Below are 18998 nucleotides of genomic sequence, written 5' to 3'. Positions count from 1 at the left end.
GCAACCCTCTTCCTAACTCAGTGAGCTAACAAATTACTTGGAATTGTTGTTGCTTGACTATGATTTGCTATATTTGGATACCTGAGAATCTTCTAGGAGCGATCGCATGAAAAAAGTAGTATCGATTGCTTCTAGGCATTGGAAAGCGCTGCTCGGCCTTAATGCACTTGTCGCAGCCGCAGCAATCGCTGCGATCACAACCACTCCTAAAAGCTGGACAGCAACGGCTCAACTCATTCTACCCCTAACAAATGGCGGGAACCTGGATGCTAACCTAGGCACACTTGGCTCTTATCGAGAGAGTGATCCAAGCTTTTCATCTCAAATTAACCCGCTCAAGATTCAGCAAGCGGTGTTGTCGAGTGATGCTTTACTCGAAAAAGCCTGGAAGGCTGATCCAGAGCGTACTGGGTCAGACAAACCGCGCCACTATGGGCAGTACTTCAGCGTGACGACCTTAGATCAGACGAGCATTATGGAGCTAGCAGTGACTGGATCGAGTCCAGAAGTTGCGAAACAACGAACGATCGCGATTCTTAATGCTTACAAGCAGCGCCTTGGCGAACTGCGGCAGGCAAACAGCACTGCACGTGATGCGACGACGCAAAGACAGCTTGAACAAGCCCGACAAAGACTGCTGAAAGCACAGACTGAGTTAGCGCGATTTAAGCAGGCTACGGGTTTGGTCAATGATGAAGAGCAAACCAAAGGGCTGGTTACAGCCATCAATACGTTAGAGACTGAACAAGCTCAAGCCGAAGCCGAAGCAAGAGCAAACCGATATCGTGCTAATACGCTAGCAGCCCGATTAAATTTATCTTCCGCTGCCGCAGTTCAAGCGTTGGGGTTGGATCAAAACGAAGATTACAAGCAAATTCGCAGTAAGCTTACCGAAGTAGAAACGACGCTAGGTAGATTGAGAGCGACCTTTACCGATCGTACTCCTCAAGTTCAAAGAGCACTGGCTGAGCGCAATAGTCTCCGGTCTCAACTCCAGCAGTATGTTGGGCAGGCAGCAGGACGGATTAACGCTAATACCAACTTCACAACCGGAGCAGAAGGACGCGCTGAATTAATTCAGCAGTTGGTGTTATCAGAAAGCGATGCGAATGGACAACAGCAACGCGCTGAACAACTGCGGCGACAGATCGCACAACGACGACGATCGTTGTCCGCGCTTCCTGCGAATCAAGCTAAGTTAGCCGCATTGCAGCGACAAGCAGATGCGACGGAAGGGTTGTACAAAGGGCTAGTGGCTCAGGTGCAGCAGTCGAATCTAGATGCTTTTAATGCTTATCCCAATATTCAGGAATTAAATGCACCTGTAGTTGATCCGAAGCCAACTAGCCCGAAAAGGTCGATCATGTTGATCAATGCGATCCTGGCTTCAATCATCGGTAGTATAGCGCTGCTGTTACTTCTGGAGGCTCGTAACCCGCTGCTCAGCCCGAAAGATTTGCAGTCGATGAAATTTGCTTTAGTGGCTCGGATTCCGATGTTCAAGCGATTGTCGATCGACCCGAATCTAGGCACTGAAAGCGAGATTGAGTTTCAGCGCTTGGCATCAGCCGTGAGTTTGCAACCGCTCAGGAGTCCGCGTCTGTTAATTACCAGTGGGATGGCGGATGAGGGAAAAACAACAATCACTCTCCAGCTTGCTTATGCTTTAACCGATTTAGGGTTTAGAGTATTGCTTGTCGATGGAGATTTCCGTAAAGCCGAGTTAAGCCATCAACTTGGATATCCGCACAATGCTTTAGGCAACTTCCAGAACGATCGTGCTCTGAGTGGTCACGTGGTGTCGTTGCAGCCGAATCTGGACTTTGTGCCAACAATGCCACATCAAGGGAAGATTGTCGATCTGGTAACGCGAGGACGGTTTGAGCGCTACTTAGCAGCAGCAGAAGCACAGAACGATTATGACTATGTTTTAGTCGATAGTGCGCCTGTTAGCTCAACTAGCGAAACTGCGCTGATGGCTGCGATCGTGCCTTACGTGCTATTTGTGGTTCGTCCAGGTTTTAGTGCCCGGAATGCCGTGAATGATAGTCTAGAGCAGTTAACGCAGCATCAAGCGAGATTACTTGGCTTGGTACTCAATGGCGTAGAAGCTCAGGGAAGCCCTTATGCGTATCGATCGAACTCGTCCTTAGCAAGTTATTCGTGACCTACGCAAGCATCTCAATGAGGTAGTGCCCTTCAGGGCAGGATAGAATAGGGCGTGGCATCAAAGAGGTTTTGAGTGGAAGTCACTCACGACGACAATGCTCAAACGCGAGAGATCGTTGGGACCCAGTTGGGAGATCGGAGTGCGGTATCGGCTCAAGCGTTGTGGGACTCGATGCCGCCTGTATACCGGCAATGCGCGGTGATTTACACTGACCATTGGAGCGCTTATGGTGCAGTGCTACCCAGGAAACGACATCGCAGTGTCGGTAAAGACGGTGGGTTGACAGTTATAACGGGTGTCCCGGTTGGTCAGAAAGTGCTTGTCGTTCTCGAAAAAGTTAGGCAACCACATTTCAGCCATTTGGAATTTTGTGTATCACTACATTTTGTGCACCACTACAAGGCGACACGACGACGCAAGCTAGCTTTTGTTTGATGCCAGACTATTCTCCTAACCTTCTTGAGCCTTCGTAACTCTCATCCGTTTGATCAAGCAATCGGTGCGGAAACAGAACTTGTTTCAATTGTTGACCGATCGCTTCGAGTGAGAAGGCTTGTTCTGCTCGCTGACGCGATCGCGCTCCTAGTTGAGTCCTCAACTCTGGCTCGTTTAAGACACGATCAAGGCCCTGCATCAGTGCAGAGGCATCTTCACGCGGCACGATCAGCCCACCAGAGTTTTCCTGCTCGATGAGAATGTCCGGAATGCCGGGTGCATCGGTGGCAACAATCGGCAAGCCTAATGCCATTGCCTCGATCGGTGCAACTGGAAACCCTTCGTGACGCGATGCCAGTGTGTAAAGATCCGCCGCCGAAAGATACTGCTGAATTAAGCCGCGATCGCGCACGTATTCGTTGATCCACAAAACTCCGCGCAGTTGCTTCGCGGCGATTAAGTCACTTAATGCTTGTGCATCGCTCCCCGTGCCCACTAGCACAAGCCGCAAATCCCGGTGCGGGTATTTCTGACATAACTGCTCCCAAGCTGCGATCAAAATGTCTAATCCTTTGCGGTGCAAATCAATCCGCCCGTGACTGATGACGACATCCGCTTCGATGGGGAGACCGAGCGCAGCGCGGCAGGAGTGGCGATCGCTGGATCGCCACTCCTGCACGTCCATTGGATTGAAAATTTGTGCAATTTTTGCCCCTGGCATGCGGTAGCGTTGCTGCAACCTTTGAATTTCCGTTTGAGTTGCCACAATCAGTCCAGCAGAGTGATGAAGAGAAGACGGACGGACAAACCGTTCTAAGCGGCTCAACTGAAAATCACCACCCTGAAAGGTTGCAAATACAGGCAACCGCAACCATTGTCCCAGCAGCACACTTAGATCAAATCGAGCATATTCGTATTCCTGGCAAAGAATCGCTTGACACTGTTCACGCCTTAACTCCTCTGCTAAAGACAAAAGAGGCGTTGCCAGATACGGCGCAATATCTTTCAGCAGTTTTAATGCTGGACGACGCGACCGAGGTTGCTTGCCGAAAGTTTCCTCGATCGTCCAGCCATAAGGATGACGCATGGGACGACGTGCGACACTGTGGAGCTTTGAGGCAGGCAAGAAGCAAAGCGTTGCTCCGGTCGGCTGGTGAATTCGTCGTTCTGGCTGTGTGACCTGGTTTGAGATGCAAAAAACCACGGTTCGCACACCCACTCGTTTAAGCGCTTCAACATAGCCAAACAGCCAACCTCCCGTCATTTGCGTACAAAATGAATCCAAAGAAACCCCAATGCTGTTGAGAAAGTCTTCAATCAGATCTCCCCAAGGCAACAGTGCGATCGTTGGTTGAGTTAGGGAGTTTTGAGTTGGAGAATTTTGAGTTGGAGAGCTTGCTGTCATGTGCTGCTCCTTAGATTTTTTGCCACATCGAAGCTGTTTCTGTTCCCTTGGATTCAGGTCGATGCAGCCAATGGCCTATCCACATTAATGGACTAAGCAGCGTACAGAGTGCCTGACGGGTGTAGCGTGATAAGCGTGAAAAAGCAATATCATGCCCGACGATCGTGAGAGGATTAATAAACGTCGCAGTCTTTTGACAAGGAAGTGCGATTAAGTCTTGTAGCTGCTCGATCGTGTAGCCGCGCCGCACATGCCCCCAATCTGCCATCACTTCTTTGTCTTCCGGGCAGATGGGTTTCATGAAGCGGTAGTAAGGAAATCGCCAGTTTTCATTTGGAGTGCTAATTAGCAAAAATCCACCTGGCTTGAGAACACGCTGTGCTTCTAGGATGGCAGTTTTGTGGTCGGGGATATGTTCTAGCACATCAAACATTGTCACTGCATCAAAGCTATGGTCTGCAAACGGCAGTGCAGTTGCATCACCACAGACAAACCGCACCCGCGCTTGTTGATTACAGGACGAGTGTTCATGCTCAGGGTCCAGATCAAGATTGGTAATCTGAGCATTCGGGTAAAGCATCGCAGTGAGACCGCTAGAGCCACCGCCCACTTCAAGAATGGACTGGAGCGATCGATCCGGTGCAATGTGATAAATTGCCCGCATCTTCTCACGGTAAAAAAAGCCTTGAGTCAACGGATGCGGAAAGGGATTACGGGACAAGAACTGCGGTAATGGTACTTTGTGCATTGTTTTCATAGAAGACATAGGAAAATTGGGGCAGTAAAGTTACTCAAAAAGTATGAATCTACCGAATGCGACTAGGAAACGCAGCAGATTACTGAGTTGTGTGAGGTAGCCTTCTTTGCAGGATACTCAGGGTTAGAGCAGGTAAGGCAGACAACACTGATCTCAGTGACCAATTCTTCGGATCGCTACTTATTTCTGCGGCATACCATTGCACATCGATCAGGTGCCCGAATATCTTGATAAAGCGTAAATAGGTCTGCATAAGCGACTGCGAATTATCAAGAATAGCGATGTAGGGAACGTTCAGCTTGGGATTTGCCATCGCTGAGCGCAATTGCAGAGTTTCGTGCAGAGTTTCGCAGATAAAACCCAACCCCAGCCAGATAGCCCAAAAGCTCAATCTCCACTGTTCTTCGCTCTGCTCTTTGCTCTGCGGTGGGGTTCTTAAACAGTCCTTTGAGCAAGCTCAGCGTGCGCTCCTTGAATGTAGCCAGCAAACGCCGCAGATTTCCCCAATGTCGATACTTCTCAAACTGAACCAGTAATGCAGCACTATTTCCGCGCATATAGGCATACATCTGTTGCTGCAAGCTCTCCATGTCTTGCCGATGGTAATGGTAAACCACAGCAGTCGGATGATATAAACATAGCCAGCCTGCGGCTAAAACCCGATACCAAAACTCCGAATCTTCGCTACACCCAGAGGCTCCAGCGCCGAGTCGCGGATCAAACTCACCGACTTGCTCGATCGCTTTGCGTCGGATTGCCATATTTGCCCCAGCTCCAAGCTCCCAAACCGGAGCGCCGCAATATCTCATGCCCTCGAAAAACTGAGCATCAAACACGCGAGTGCGATAGCCCCGATTAAAGCTATGACGTGATTCAAAAATCCATTGCGACTCAGTTTCAAGCTCTGCGGCGATCGCCAACCCCAGCACGACCATCACGTTCGGATTGTGAAAGCCTTGCATGAGTCGCCAGATCCAATCGGGATGTACGACAACGTCATCATCGGTAAACGCAATCAAATCACCACAACTGTGAGCAATGCCAGTATTTCGCGCTCGACTTAAGCCCGGTTGCGACTCTAATACATATCGAACTTGGGGAAACTGCGCCATCAGCTTGCGTGTGGCATCTGAACGAGGAGCGCTGTCTACGACTAAAATTTCGGTTGGCGCAACAGTGAGGCTTTGCAGCGATCGTAGACATTGTTCAAGTTGTTCAGGTCGATCGCGGGTGCAAATCACGACCGAAATGGTTTCATCTGGCACTCGTCGATCTGTTGCAATCTGATCGAGCAAGGCTAACGGGCGATCGAGCGATTGCAGCGTAGCAAAATCAGGTGGCGGAGCTGGAATTACATTTCTGCAACCTTTTGGTAAGGGGGGATTGAAGCCATGATCGAGCAAATAACTCCCGATCGTTGGGGTAATCGTTTGCAGAGCAAGATCGGTGAGTTGTGCTTCTGACAGAGGCAACAGTGACTCTGGAATCTTTCGATGACCAAGCGGAATGTTGCGCCACCAAAACACAACATATAACCCTTGATAGCCCGGCTCTAAGTGCACTGCTGGAAAGCCTGCGCTCAGATCTAAGTGTAGAATTTGACAGGGAACCATAGAGTTCACGAAAATTGCCTCCGAATTTGTTGAATGCGATTGCGAGATCGACCATATCCACCCATCAGCCCCTCAATGCCACCCCATAACTGAGCTACCACCATTGCAGGCGGTAAAACCCGGCGATCGTGACTAAAGCTCTTACGAAGTTGCCTGAATTGGTCTTTGAACCACCAGCGAATCAGGCTATAAAATCTTGGGCGCAGTGCTGGATCGGTTTGGCAGGACTTCACCACAAACGCCATAAATCCTAATCCCCAACTCCAATACTGTCGCCGTAGCTTTTCATATTCGCGACGATGGCGATGAAATACAAGATAGCGCGGCTCATACACTAACGGATAGCCCGCTCTGACCACGCGATAAAAGATATCTAAATCGCCCCCTCCTGGAAGCGGTGCCCCCGTATCTAACGCATCATCAAATCCACCCAGTTGTAGCAAGGCATCGCGGCGAAATGCCATATTGCAGCCTGCTCCAAAAATTCCCGACCCGCAGGGATAAAAGGGATTATCTGGCTCCGATTGTCCATAGTAAATTCTGTCAAATCCGCGCCGAAAGCCGCCCGCTTGCTCAAACAAGACCTGGGCATCGGTTGCTAGTTCATAGGGTAGCACCAGGCCTGTAAACGCCGCAGCCTCTGGGTACTGTGCGATCGCGCTCCGGAGGCCTGCAAGCCAGCCGCGATCAACCGCAACATCATCATCAATAAACGCCAGCATCTCGGTCTGAACCGTCTGTAAAGCGCGATTGCGGGCAAAGTCAAGACCCGGTTTAGGCTCTTGCACGTAGTGCACTGTAGGCAGCGATGCGACCAGCGTTTCAGTTCGCTGATCTGAAGGCGCGTTGTCTACCACAAGCAGTTCAAAAGCGGCGGGATCACCCTGTAGGGCCAGTAAATGCTGCAAGCACCGTGCTAAATCTTCTGGGCGATCTTTAGTGCAAATGACAACGGTGAGCGTAGGCAGGGTTTCTGGCTTCGTATCTAGAGACAACTCATCCCCAATGCTCTCTTGCAGAATCTTCTCACCCACTTCTGCCGCAATCCACTCGGCGATCGTGTCTGGCAGAATCACACTATTTGGGGCAAGCGACTGCATTAAAAAACCAATGGCACGATCGCGGCGACGAACGATTAAACCAATGCCCGTCTGTGCCTCCGATAGCGTTAAGGTGGGTAGAGGTTGGGTAATTTCAATTTCATGCAATAAGTAAGGCACTTCGGATTTCCTCTGGGTTGAACTTATACTAAATCTCTAAAATTCAGCGATAGATGAACACCTTAAACCTCGTAACTCAAGGCTTTTTCAATCCAAAATTGGTCTTAGGCACTGCGGTATTGCAACTGGTACATCTTGGTGAATAGTCCGTTCAGTTGAAGGAGATGCTGAAGGTCTCCTTGCTCCACCACTCGTCCGTGATCCATCACAATGATTTGATCGGCTTGCTCGATCGTCGAGAGTCGATGTGCTATCACGATCACGGTACGGTTTTGGCTGAGTGTTGCCAGCGCCTGCTGGATTAAGTCTTCGGAAATGCTATCTAGGGCATTAGTGGCTTCATCTAGAATCAGGATGTCAGGATCGCGAACGATCGCCCGTGCCAGAGCAATACGCTGACGTTGTCCACCTGATAACCGCATACCGCGATCGCCCATTTCAGTTTCATAGCCGTAGGGCAGTTGCAAAATAAAGTCATGAGCATTTGCCAATTGGGCTGCGGCAATAATTTCATCATCTGTAGCATCGAGCCGTCCGTAAGCAATGTTTTCGCGAATAGTGGTGCTGAACATAAACACATCCTGGCTGACAATCGCTAAGCGATCGCGCCAAGCATTGAGATTGAATTTCCGCAGAGGAGTGCCGTTAACATAGATTTCTCCTTCGCTCGGATCGCAGAAGCGGCAGAGCAGATGGAGCAGCGTCGATTTTCCTGCTCCAGAGGGGCCAACGAGTGCCGTCGTCTTACCCGGTGGAATCCAAATTGAAATGTCCTCTACCGCAGGCTTTGGCTGCGCAGGGTAGCGAAATCCAACATTGCGAAACGCGATCGACTGCTGCAAACCTGGAAACGGCAGTGCTCCTGACTGGAGATAAGGCTTATCAGAGCGATCGAGCAAAGTACTCACTTCAGCGATCGAGCTAGTCAGGCTAAGCAAAGACACGCAAGCGCTATCAATTTGTTTGACCTTCGGTTGTAGTCGATAGAGGATAAACACAAAGGTCAGCAAGGTTGGCAAAGTCGCTTGGGCTTGATTGACCGCAACGACCAAAATAAACAATACGAGAGTCGCGGATAGCAGTTCCGACAGGGGGGGGACAATACCACTCAGCACTGCTAATTTGAAAAACATGTCGCGGACTTGCCCTGAGGCGGCATCAAATCGAGCTTGCTCATAGCTTTCGCGTCCAAATGACCGAATCACCCGCATTCCGCCTAAGCTTTCCCACATTCGCCCAGCAAGGCGTTTGTTGGCTTCTACAGCCTCATAGCTGTAAGGCTTCACGCGACGGGTAATCGTTTGAATACTGAGTGAAATTAGCCCGATCGCAGCACTGACAATCAAAGTCAATTGCCAGGAAATCAACAGCAAAAAACCAACAAACACCAAAACAGTGCAAGTATCAATAATTAAGTTCACAAACACTTTCAGCGCTTGGCTGGTTTGCCAGGTCTCTGTGCCTAAAGTATTCATGAACCTACCCGACTCGCTGCTTTCAATAAAGCTATAGCTCACCCTCATCAACTGCTGATGGATCTTCGATCGCAGCTGATGACCAATGCGGGAGTCAAGCCAAGAAAACAGAATTGCATTGCCATAAGTCAGGCAAGACTTGATCAAAATGCAGCCAAAGATAAATAAAGCAATTAGAAAAAAGCGCTGATTCGGCGAAACATCTCCCAAAATCTGGGTCAGGAAGCGCAGAAAAGAATTGCTGGTGCCTTGAGAATCCGGCTGCTGAAGACTTTGAAACAAGGGGATAAACAAGCTAATCCCCAGCCCTTCAGACAGTGATGACAAAATTCCCAGCACCACGATCGTAGGAATTGCCCAAGGATAGAGCTCCAAAAATGGCAGCAGTCCTCGAATTGGCTCCAATGTTTTCAACATAAATTTTTTAATGAAAATGAAAAGCCATGAGGTCTTTATTGCATTGTCCGGTTAAGTGTATCCCATGATCCAGAAGCTTACTGCCATGGGTTATATCTATCGTTAAAGAAATAACAACTTCGGAGATAATGTTAGATAAAGAATTATTGCTCAACATCTTCAATAAGATAGATGTTACGAGATGTGTCAATATCGATCGGTATAGCTATCGCGAGATAGCGAGGGTATATTACAAGCAAAGCGATCCGGCTCAAGTGTTGCAATTTCCCTGCTGACAACATATGGACAAAGCAAACTTTTGCAGTTGGTTTTTCCGAGTTGGTATAGAATGTCCAAGACTAAACTACTGAGTTTTCAGTTCAGTCGGCAGATTCATTGCTGATACTCAGTTCCAGCATCTACCACGATTACTCAACCTTGTTGTAATTTACACGAACACATTTATGTTCGCCATGAAAGAAAATTAGGGAGCTGGTGAAGCGTTTGTAAATCTTGAATCAAGCTTGCTCGTCCTAGGGGTTTTGCTCTAGTTCGTTGCACTCTAAGTTTTTCGCAAATCGATCTGTTTACATTACTTGATGCTGCAAAAGTATCAAGTGAGCGAGTTTGACTTGTTTAGTTCTGGCTTGTTCAATCTAGTCTCGCAATTACTACCTGGAAAGAAACAATGACAATTTTAGATCCCGGCTTTTCATCAGAAAGCCGTAGCCTTAGCGCGATCGAATCTATCCCCCAATCGGGAGCGATCGCGCTTGAAAACAATCTGACCAGCACTTCACCGCTTACCCGCAGCAGTGCTGGCAATGGTCTACAGGCACAGTATTACCAGGGAAAAGGCTTCAGCAATCTCAAGCACACCCGCACAGATGCAACTGTGAATTTTGACTGGAAAAGAGACGCACCCGATGCTTCGCTGCAATCGGACGATTTTTCAGTGCGATGGACGGGACAAATTTGGTCAAAGCATTCTGAAAACTATACGTTCTATACGCGCTCTGACGATGGTGTGAGACTGTGGGTGGACGGAAAGATTGTGATTGATCATTGGACAGATCACTCTGTAACTGAGGATCAGGGAAGCATTGCCCTTGCTGCTGGGCAACCCCACGACATCAAGCTAGAATACTATGAAAACGGCGGAGATGCTGTGATTGAGCTGTTGTGGTCAAGCCCAAGTCAGGCTAAAGAAGTGATTCCACAGAGCCAGCTTGATGCGATCGCTGCCCCCGCTCTGATATCTTCTGCACCCGATCAAACTAGTCCAATGATTCCGGTCACTCTTGATACTATTGTCGCTCCGATCATTCAACCTCAAGCTGGCTCAGACAATCAACCTATTGTCTTAGATTCCACAGCATCTATTAGCGCCATGAGCAAAGACAGCATCACGACTACCGTCGATTGGAATAGCGGCAAGGGAGGAAATACAGCCTTCGGTTATGGCGTGAATGCTTATCAAGGCTTCCGGACGGGAACGTTTGATAGCGCAGCTTACAAAAGCAACATGGCAACCATGAGTCCGGGTATGATTCGGTTTCACAATGGCAGTACGATGCAGGATTCCAGCACTTCAGATGGTCTCATTGATACGGCTCGTCAAACTTGGGATGCCAACAAAGCGAAATCGGCGCTGTCTGCTTCATTCGCGGCGTTTGGGCAGAATCAACCGGAGCGCATGATCAACATTCCGACTTGGCCCGATTGGATGGATGCCGATCGCGATGGCTTCCTCGATCGCAATCAGTTTGATAATTTTGCTCGGCTCTGTGCCGATTTAGTCAAGATCGTCAACCAGGATGCTCGGCTCAAGGTGAAGTATTGGGAAGTGACGAATGAAAAAGACAATGACTACTTTGTGCAGTTCCGGGACAATAGTGGCTGGGGTGGATTGAAAGATTCGAGCAAGCCCGATCGTTTAAATGAACTGATCACGATTTATAACAAAGCGGCGGTTGCAATGAAGCAAGCTGATCCGACGATCAAAATTGGCGGGCCTGCGGTCGCGCGTCCAGATCTTCAGCCGTTCTATGTTCCATTCATCAAGGGAACGATCGATCATCTAGACTTTTTTACCTATCACTATTACGCCAGTGGTAATGCTTCTACCGCAGACCAGGACATCTTTAATGCAACTCGATTTATCGGTGGCTACACTAAAACCATTGTTGCAGCGTTAAAAGCTGCAAGTCCAAACCGAACGATTCCGGCCATGTTGGGTGAATATAACATTAGCTGGACGTGGGAAAGCCGCGATCCACGCATGGCTAACTACAAAGGGGTAGTATTTGATGCGTTAAGTATTGCTCAAGCGCTCACAAATGGCGCGGCTGGGACGCTTGCCTGGAATGAAAAAGATGGCATTTATGGCAAGATGGACGACCAGGGAAATCTGCGCCCCGGTGGGGAATTTTTGCAGTTGTTAAATCGCTATATGATTGGCGATCGAATCTCGACCACAACGAGCAACGAAAATGCAATTACAACTTTTGCTGTGAGTAACACCGCTCAAGGTTACAAATCCTTTCTGATTATCAATCAATCTAATAATTCACAACAGGTGCAATCGAGCTTCACCGGATGGAGTCCTCGTCAATCATCCGTCGCTACTCACACAATGTCAGCTTCTGGATACAGCCAGAAAACAGTCAACTGGTCAAACCTCAAAAATGGCATTGTTGTGCCCAGTAATTCAGTGATTCTGCTAACTTTTGCTGATTAGTGTGCGAATGAGATCGATAGCGATCCTGCTTGAGTTGTAAACGCTAAAAGAAGTAGGGAGTACGGGGCGGGAAAGGGAATGATACCCCACGCCCCACTTCACAACTGATTTAGAATCGCTTTATCTTGGTGATGCTTGATTGAGAATAGTGGAGATGATCTTTAGTGCTGTTGCTTGGGTTTCTCTCAGCAAACGAGGCTCAACAAGGGTATCTCCTGGTGAATGATAGTTTGGGTCTTTACCCCGGAAGAAAAACAAAGTGGGTACATTTTTCGCTTTAAAAGACAGATGATCACTCCCGCCAAGCTGATTGGAACTGACAGTCCCATTGATTGAGGATGTGATCGCGCTCATTGCACCCGAACCTTCCAGCAACAATCGATCGTTAATCCCGACCATATCAAAATTCAGCATTGCTTTGAGTCTAGCCAGAAACTGCGAAGTTGCTCGATCGACAAACGCCTCCGATCCTTTTAGCCCATCTTCCTCTCCATCAAACGACACAAACCAAATCTGACGAGCTTGTGGCGATTTTGAGAGCGATCGCGCCAACTCTAAAACAACTGCGGTTCCCGATGCGTTATCATTCGCGCCCGGAGAGTATTCGACCGAATCGTAATGTCCGCCGATGATTAACTGAGGCTGTTTGATATCCGGCAAATGGGCAATCACATTTCGCCCGAGCGCGTTGGGCTGTGCTTTAACCCTCAAGGTTGCAAAAATGCTTGTACCTTGAGCTTGTTGCAGCAGAGAGGTTCCTACTTCCTGAGAAAGCGATGCTGCGGGGATTGCAGAAGCCTTGAGCAACATTCCGCGAGTATTTCCAGGCTGATTATTCACAATCAAAATCCCGAGCGCCCCTGCCGCTGCTGCGTTCTCGATTTTTTCCGCAAACTGAAGATTGCCGCCGCGCTGAACGATCGCAATTCGATTTCGTACATTCACCGCTTTAAAGTCTTCAGCTCGCCCAAAATTCGGCACAGCGACTAACTGACCTGTCACATTCCCCGCAACAGAGCGAACCAGTGCCCAAGCTCCGATCGTTTTGCCATCGGCGATCAAACTCGACCCCGCATCTGCAAACTTCGGATAGGTAAAGGTCTGGATTTCAACCTGATACCCCGCCTTGCGATATTCAGTAATCAAATACTCGCTTGCCTGCTCTGCCCTAGAAGATCCTGCCGCCCGCGCCCCTATCTTCACCAGCGCCTGCACATCGGCATACAGCAAATCCGCTGCAACTAGCGCATGAGTCGCAATCAAACAGAGCGCGATCGCTCCCCCAAGCCAAGTATGCCATGCTCGCACTACACGTCGCGTTCGATGTAACCAATAGAACATGAAGATCTCAGGAAGTATGGTTTGTTTTAGCTTAATCAGTCATTTCCGCAGCGATTTGAGCCGTGCTCATCAACAGAGCGCTGAATTTACTTTGTCACTGGAATTTTAGTAAAGCGCGTTCATAGAAGCGTTATACTCTGGTGGCTAGATTACTTAGACTTGATAAAAATTTAAACAACGTTCTCCGTAATCGCTTCCGTATGAAGCTTGTAAGAAAAACTGCCTCAAATGCTTGCACCCTATCAAAAGGTAGGATTTATTCTACCTAGCCCACCTTTCGCAAGCAGGCGATTTATTATTTTTATAACTTCTGTTCTATAGATGTTCATGTCGATATTTAAGGAATCTTGCAGCTTCGTGGGTTGTCGCTAAATTCAAAACCGGGTCGTCGTCCAACAGAATGTTTTACCTTATTCAACGCTTAACGCTCGGACACCAGCTATGTTAAATTTGCCGCAACCAAACAATAGTGGCGATCGTGCGCTCCAGTTCTTGCAAACTTATCCGGCGATTTCGCGATCGCTTCTAGTCGATTGCGGACATGACATCGATAAAATTTCGACCCTGGTTGAGCCTATTCTTGATGCTCCAAAGCGTTGCGCTACGTCCTATTACATTCAGGCAGTCACGACCGGACGAACTGCTTTTCTCGCCACAAATCTGTCGAATCCAAATCACTCTCAACCCAGTGCGATTGCTTCTACTTGGGTGATTGGTCGGAGCCGCAAGTGCGCGATTGTGGTTCCAGATCCTTCGGTTTCACGCTGTCATGCGGTCATCGGTCACAGTGTGGATGAAGGATTCTATCTAATGGATGTGGGAAGCAGCAACGGCACCTTTCTCAACCATCAACGCTTGCCTGCATTAGAGCGGCGATCGCTCCTAGATGGCGATTCGATCTCGCTGAGTCATCTGCTAATCGAGTTTTTTGTGGTCAGCACGAAAGAGGTGTTTGACGGGTGGAACGAACCCACTCGCGCTTCGGAAAAATCTTAGATCGAATTTTTCACGGTCAGCGACGGGATCTGAGCGGATAGCTGCTTTGCTCGTTGCAGATTGGCGTGTGCAGCCTCGTAATTCAAATCCGTTTCTACTGCTTTCTCAAACTGAGCGATCGCGTCTTTCATTTTCCCTTGCCGTTGCAGCACTGCGCCTAGCCCGTTGTGCGCGATCGCGTGACTGCTGCCGAGGTTGCTTTTGCGTTCGTTCGGCTGTCTCAAGACTGCTTGGTAAGCGGCGGTCGCCTGATCGAATTGCTCTTGGTTCGCCAGCGTATGACCCAGAAAAACGTGCGCCCACGTGTACTCTGGCGCAATTTCTGTTGCTTTATAGAACAGGTTGAGGGCTTCGTCAACTCTGCCTTGCGTTTGTAGTGCCCGACCCAAGCCGACAAATGCGATCGCTTGCGCTGTTTCCGTTTTCTCTGGGGCATTTAGGGCTTGTTGATAGGACGCGATCGCTTCCGAAATTTTCTTTTGTTGCGTCAAGACATTACCGAGTCCCGTATAAGCATTCATCTGCTGCGGGTTGGCATCAATGGAGCGACGGTAGGCAGCGATCGCTTCTTCGAGTCGTTTGCGATCGGCGAGGGCATTTCCCAACCCGCTATAAGCGGCAGCATTTTTGGGATTGATGTCGATCGAGCGGCGGTAGGCAGCGAGTGCTTCTTCGGTACGGCGCTGAGTCGTTAACACTTCACCTAAGCCGTTATAGGCATCAGCGTTTTCCATATCAAGGACGATTGCTTTACGATAGACGGCGATCGCCTCGTCGTACTTGCGGCTTTGCTGAAGTTCGTGACCCAAGTTTACGTAATATGCCGGATCGCCTAGCGCCAGATCGGTCTTCAGTTGTGGGGTAGAAGCGCGAACTGCATCGGAAGCATCGTCGCATCCGGTGGTCAATGCCGCAGCCGTTAAGGTCAGAAGCAAAGGAAAAACTGAGCGTTTAGAAACTTGCATTGCTGGTGCCTCGATAGGTTAGTGACAAGTCGTAATCCTGTATCTATCGCACCCTGATCCGTCTTATTCTGCATTAAGAGAGATGAAATGCAAAATAGAGCCTGGTAGCTCTGTACGAACTTTTAAGTTCTATCATGGTTTCGTGAAAATTTCATTTTGTCTTTGTGGGTTTTACTGATGCTCTGGATTGGAATCGGCTGTCGGCGTGGAGTTTCAAAAGCAACGATCGCCGACGCAATCGCCCTAGTTCTAAAGCAGTATCAGCTATCCGAGTGTGAAATTATCGGAATTGCTACGGTCGAGCGCAAATTCGATGAAGCCGGACTTTTAGAATATTGCCAAGACTACAATTTCTCGCTGTCTTTTTTTTCAGCCGAGCAGCTTCAGGCGATTCCGGTGCCAAATCCCTCGATCGACCGAATTGGAACACGGAGTGTCGCAGAAGCGGCAGCGCTGTGCGCCGCCGGATCGGGGTTTTTGCGAGTGCCCAAGCAAGCGATCGGTAAAGCTGTAACCCTTGCGATCGCGGAAATTCCAGGTAAGCTGAAAAGTGTTGATTTGGCGGTAGGACATGAGGATGCAGCGATTTGCGATCGGTCTACTCACGATTTTGATCTGTAGCGTTTGGATGATGAGCGCGATCGCTGATCCCATTCAGGGGAAACGCTACGATCAGCAGTATCGCCCGCCGTTGTCCTACAGTAATGCCGATGTCAGGGGACAAGATTTTTCCGGACAGACGCTGCGATTTGCCGAATTTACCAACGCCAACTTGACCGATGCAAATTTTTCGAGTGCTGATCTGGCTGGTGCAGCAATGAGTGCCTCGAATATGACGGAAACGAATTTACACGGCGCGAATTTGCAGCAGGCGATGGTTGATCAAGTGCCGATGGTGCGCGTCGATTTGAGCGATGCGAATCTGACCGATGCGATGCTGCTACGGAGTGCATTTCTCGATGTTAATATCACGGGGGCAGATTTTACCGGAGCGATTCTCGATCGCGCTCAGATTCGCGAGTTGTGCAAAGTGGCGCAGGGGACGAATTCTAAAACTGGAGCAGACACGCGGGAATCGCTCGGCTGTCCATCTTAGGAGGCGAGTATGCGAATTGGAGTAATTGGCGGCGGACAGTTAGCCTGGATGATGGCAGATGCCGCTAAAAAATTGAACCTAGAATTGGTGATTCAAACCCCAAGCTCAGATGATCCGGCAGTGGCGATCGCCCAAGATACCCTCTTTGCGCTCGTCAACGATGCAGCCGCGACGACAAAGTTAAGCGATCGGGTGGATGTGATCACGTTTGAAAACGAATTCGTAGATCTCGCTGCTCTGTCTCAGATCCGATCGGCTTGCTTTCGTCCTAGCCTGTCTGCTTTAAAGTCGCTTTTAGATAAGTATGATCAGCGCTGTTTTCTCAAAGCGAATGGTTTACCCACTCCAAAGTTCTGGCAACCTGGAGAGCAACCTGTTTCATTTCCCATCGTTGTGAAGACTCGCCGCTTAGGATATGACGGTCAGGGAACCTGGATTATTCGAGATCAAGCGGCTTGGGATCTGGCAATGACAAAACTCGATGCGGTGCCGATCGTGCTAGAAGAGTTCGTTCCGTTTGAGCGTGAGTTGGCAGTGATGGCAGCGCGATCGATCACGGGCGAGATTGTTGTTTATCCAGTTGTCGAGACTCAGCAAGAGAACCAAGTCTGTCGTCGCGTGATTGCTCCGGCTGAAATTTCGGAATCCGTTGCAAAGGAGATTTCGGCGATCGCTCATACCTTGCTCGATCAGCTAGAAGTGGTCGGAATCTACGGAATTGAACTCTTTTTAACCAAAGACGATCGCGTTTTGGTGAATGAAATTGCACCGCGAACTCACAATTCGGGACACTATACAATCGAGGCTTGTGAAACCTCACAGTTTGAACAGCAGCTTCGTGCTGTCAGTGGTTTACCTTTGGGGAACGCAGCGCTGATTTGTCCTGGAGCAGTGATGGTGAATTTGCTGGGATTTGAGCGGGCAGAAAGTGATTATTTAGACAAAAGAGCGGCGATCGCGCAACTGCCCAACTCGTTTATTCATTGGTATGGCAAGTCAGAATCCCGCCCTGGTCGTAAGCTAGGACACGTCACAGTTTTACTAAATTCAGCTGTGAATCTGCGGAAATCTGCTTTAGACGTGGCAAGTGCGATCGAATCACTCTGGTATCCCTCTTCTCAGTAGACTGAAGCCCCTCATCCCCTCGCCCCTTCTTCTCAAGGAAGAAGGGGAACTGGACTTCTGGCTCCCTCTCCCGCAGAAGAGGGTTGGGGTGAGGGCGGATCTAGCAGTTTTATATTGAATTGAGCTTGTCTACTGATGTTGCTGAAGCAGTAAGAGAAGCACCTGAAGATCTAACAATTTCTAAAGCGCTTTCACAAGAGAGTCATCGTACAGTGACTGAACATCAAGGGGCTGTGGCACCACTTTGAAGTCATAAGCCGCTTTCGCTACAAGTTCAAAGCTCTTAATTGCATTGTTTGGGTGACTCAGATTGAACGCGATCGCCTTGTTGCCCTCAATATCAAATAGTGTAATTCCCTTCAGTTGTTCTCGCAGTTCTTCAGGTTGAATGCCCAACCGGTTAGAGGCGACAAAAATTGCTTCTTCATTTCTCGCTTTCAGCAGCTTGATCCCTTTGTCGGCGGCTTTGAGAAATTTGATCAAATCTTCTCTACGGTTTGCAATCAAATCTTTGTGCGTCACCAGGACATCAGCAATCAAATTAGTGCCTTTGGAGCTAAAGATAATTTCTCCGCCGCCTTCTTTGACTGCTTTGGTTAGAAAGGGTTCATAAGTTACGGCGGCATCGACTTGTTGGGTGCTAAATGCAGTTGCAGCCGCCGGAGCAGGTATATCTTTGATTTTAATATCCTTCTCGGTTAGTCCGTTTCTCTCAAGAAATGCCCGGAGAAACACTTTCTCAAACAGCACATCTTCACGCGCCAACGTTTTGCCTTTTAGATCGGCTGCTGTTTTGATGCCCCGTCCCAGGATGCCATCTGCGCCGTTTGAGTAGTCGCAAAGAAAGATAATTCTTAAATCCGGCGATTTTTCAATCATCTGGATCACATCGCCTGCGGTCATCCAAGCCAAATCGGTTTTACCTGCCAAAAACGCATCGATTTGCTCGGTATTGGACTGAAACAGCAAGTCTTGAATTTGCAGTCCTGCTTCCCGATAAAACTGCTGTTTAAGCGCAACATGATGCCCGGAATAGCCAGACCAAGGATTGGTGGAAACCGCTAAGGGTTGAGGTTCTTGAGTGGAGCAGGCAACTGTCCAAAATAGAGCGATCGCAAATACGAGCAGGCTAACAAACCGACGCTTAAACATTTTCAGGAATCCTTGGGAAATACAAAACCCCATCAGTCCAACGAGCATCGACTCAAATTAACGCTGCTCAGACTGACGTTGACAATTAATTGTAGGACGAGAATATTACGAA

General features: G+C 48.9%; 15 protein-coding genes. 7 read left to right on the top strand and 8 right to left on the bottom strand.

The features are described 5' to 3' along the window. Positions 1-106 precede the first annotated feature (106 nt). Together H6F51_04330 and H6F51_04325 are read left to right on the top strand one after the other, a co-directional pair. Positions 107-2167, top strand: coding sequence for an AAA family ATPase (locus tag H6F51_04330; protein ID MBD1821726.1), 2061 nt, complete (start codon positions 107-109; stop codon positions 2165-2167). A gap of 75 nt (positions 2168-2242) precedes the next feature. Further along, the gene (locus H6F51_04325) at positions 2243-2605 is read left to right on the top strand and encodes a hypothetical protein (GenBank protein MBD1821725.1); all 363 of its coding nucleotides are present in this window, start codon (positions 2243-2245) and stop codon (positions 2603-2605) included. Between the two features lie 7 nt (positions 2606-2612). Here the strand turns inward: H6F51_04325 and H6F51_04320 are convergent, their stop codons facing one another. The 5 genes from H6F51_04320 to H6F51_04300 all read right to left on the bottom strand — a co-directional run bounded on the left by H6F51_04320 (position 2613) and on the right by H6F51_04300 (position 9492). Further along, positions 2613-4010, bottom strand: coding sequence for a glycosyltransferase family 4 protein (locus H6F51_04320; protein ID MBD1821724.1), 1398 nt, complete (start codon positions 4008-4010; stop codon positions 2613-2615). Between the two features lie 10 nt (positions 4011-4020). Then, a complete protein-coding gene (locus H6F51_04315) occupies positions 4021-4767 on the bottom strand; it encodes a class I SAM-dependent methyltransferase (protein ID MBD1821723.1) in 747 nt (248 codons plus the stop codon). Between the two features lie 269 nt (positions 4768-5036). Continuing rightward, positions 5037-6380 carry a glycosyltransferase gene (locus H6F51_04310; GenBank protein MBD1821722.1) on the bottom strand — a complete coding sequence of 448 codons (1344 nt, stop codon included), beginning with the start codon at positions 6378-6380 and terminating at the stop codon, positions 5037-5039. Positions 6381-6385: 5 nt separating this feature from the next. Then, a complete protein-coding gene (locus H6F51_04305; GenBank protein ID MBD1821721.1) occupies positions 6386-7600 on the bottom strand; it encodes a glycosyltransferase in 1215 nt (404 codons plus the stop codon). A 104-nt stretch (positions 7601-7704) separates the two neighbouring features. Continuing rightward, positions 7705-9492, bottom strand: coding sequence for an ABC transporter ATP-binding protein (locus H6F51_04300; protein MBD1821720.1), 1788 nt, complete (start codon positions 9490-9492; stop codon positions 7705-7707). 667 nt (positions 9493-10159) lie between these two features. Between H6F51_04300 and H6F51_04295 the strand changes: the two genes are divergently transcribed. Continuing rightward, positions 10160-12211: a hypothetical protein gene (locus tag H6F51_04295; protein MBD1821719.1), complete on the top strand. Its 2052-nt coding sequence runs from the start codon at positions 10160-10162 to the stop codon at positions 12209-12211. Positions 12212-12331: 120 nt separating this feature from the next. Here H6F51_04295 and H6F51_04290 read toward each other — a convergent pair whose 3' ends face one another. Beyond that, positions 12332-13552, bottom strand: coding sequence for a M28 family peptidase (locus tag H6F51_04290; protein ID MBD1821718.1), 1221 nt, complete (start codon positions 13550-13552; stop codon positions 12332-12334). A gap of 441 nt (positions 13553-13993) precedes the next feature. Between H6F51_04290 and H6F51_04285 the strand changes: the two genes are divergently transcribed. Next, positions 13994-14548, top strand: a complete 555-nt coding sequence (locus H6F51_04285) for an FHA domain-containing protein (protein ID MBD1821717.1) — start codon at positions 13994-13996, stop codon at positions 14546-14548. Here the strand turns inward: H6F51_04285 and H6F51_04280 are convergent. Beyond that, a complete protein-coding gene (locus H6F51_04280; GenBank protein MBD1821716.1) occupies positions 14545-15513 on the bottom strand; it encodes a tetratricopeptide repeat protein in 969 nt (322 codons plus the stop codon). The genes H6F51_04285 and H6F51_04280 overlap by 4 nt on opposite strands. A 177-nt stretch (positions 15514-15690) precedes the next feature. Between H6F51_04280 and H6F51_04275 the strand changes: the two genes are divergently transcribed. The 3 genes from H6F51_04275 to H6F51_04265 are packed head-to-tail and all read left to right on the top strand — an operon-like array spanning position 15691 to position 17734. After that, positions 15691-16134 carry a cobalamin biosynthesis protein gene (locus tag H6F51_04275; protein MBD1821715.1) on the top strand — a complete coding sequence of 148 codons (444 nt, stop codon included), beginning with the start codon at positions 15691-15693 and terminating at the stop codon, positions 16132-16134. Then, positions 16085-16609: a pentapeptide repeat-containing protein gene (locus H6F51_04270; protein MBD1821714.1), complete on the top strand. Its 525-nt coding sequence runs from the start codon at positions 16085-16087 to the stop codon at positions 16607-16609. The genes H6F51_04275 and H6F51_04270 overlap by 50 nt, the downstream gene beginning before the upstream one ends. Positions 16610-16618: 9 nt before the next feature. Beyond that, positions 16619-17734, top strand: a complete 1116-nt coding sequence (locus H6F51_04265; protein ID MBD1821713.1) for a 5-(carboxyamino)imidazole ribonucleotide synthase — start codon at positions 16619-16621, stop codon at positions 17732-17734. A 180-nt stretch (positions 17735-17914) separates the two neighbouring features. On the opposite strand, the gene H6F51_04260 is transcribed toward H6F51_04265, so the two are convergent. After that, positions 17915-18886, bottom strand: a complete 972-nt coding sequence (locus H6F51_04260) for an ABC transporter substrate-binding protein (GenBank protein ID MBD1821712.1) — start codon at positions 18884-18886, stop codon at positions 17915-17917. Between the last annotated feature and the right edge of the window lie 112 nt (positions 18887-18998).

This window comes from Cyanobacteria bacterium FACHB-DQ100 (assembly GCA_014695195.1).
GTDB lineage: Bacteria > Cyanobacteriota > Cyanobacteriia > Leptolyngbyales > Leptolyngbyaceae > Leptolyngbya.
This window is presented reverse-complemented; position numbering and strand designations above follow the sequence as displayed.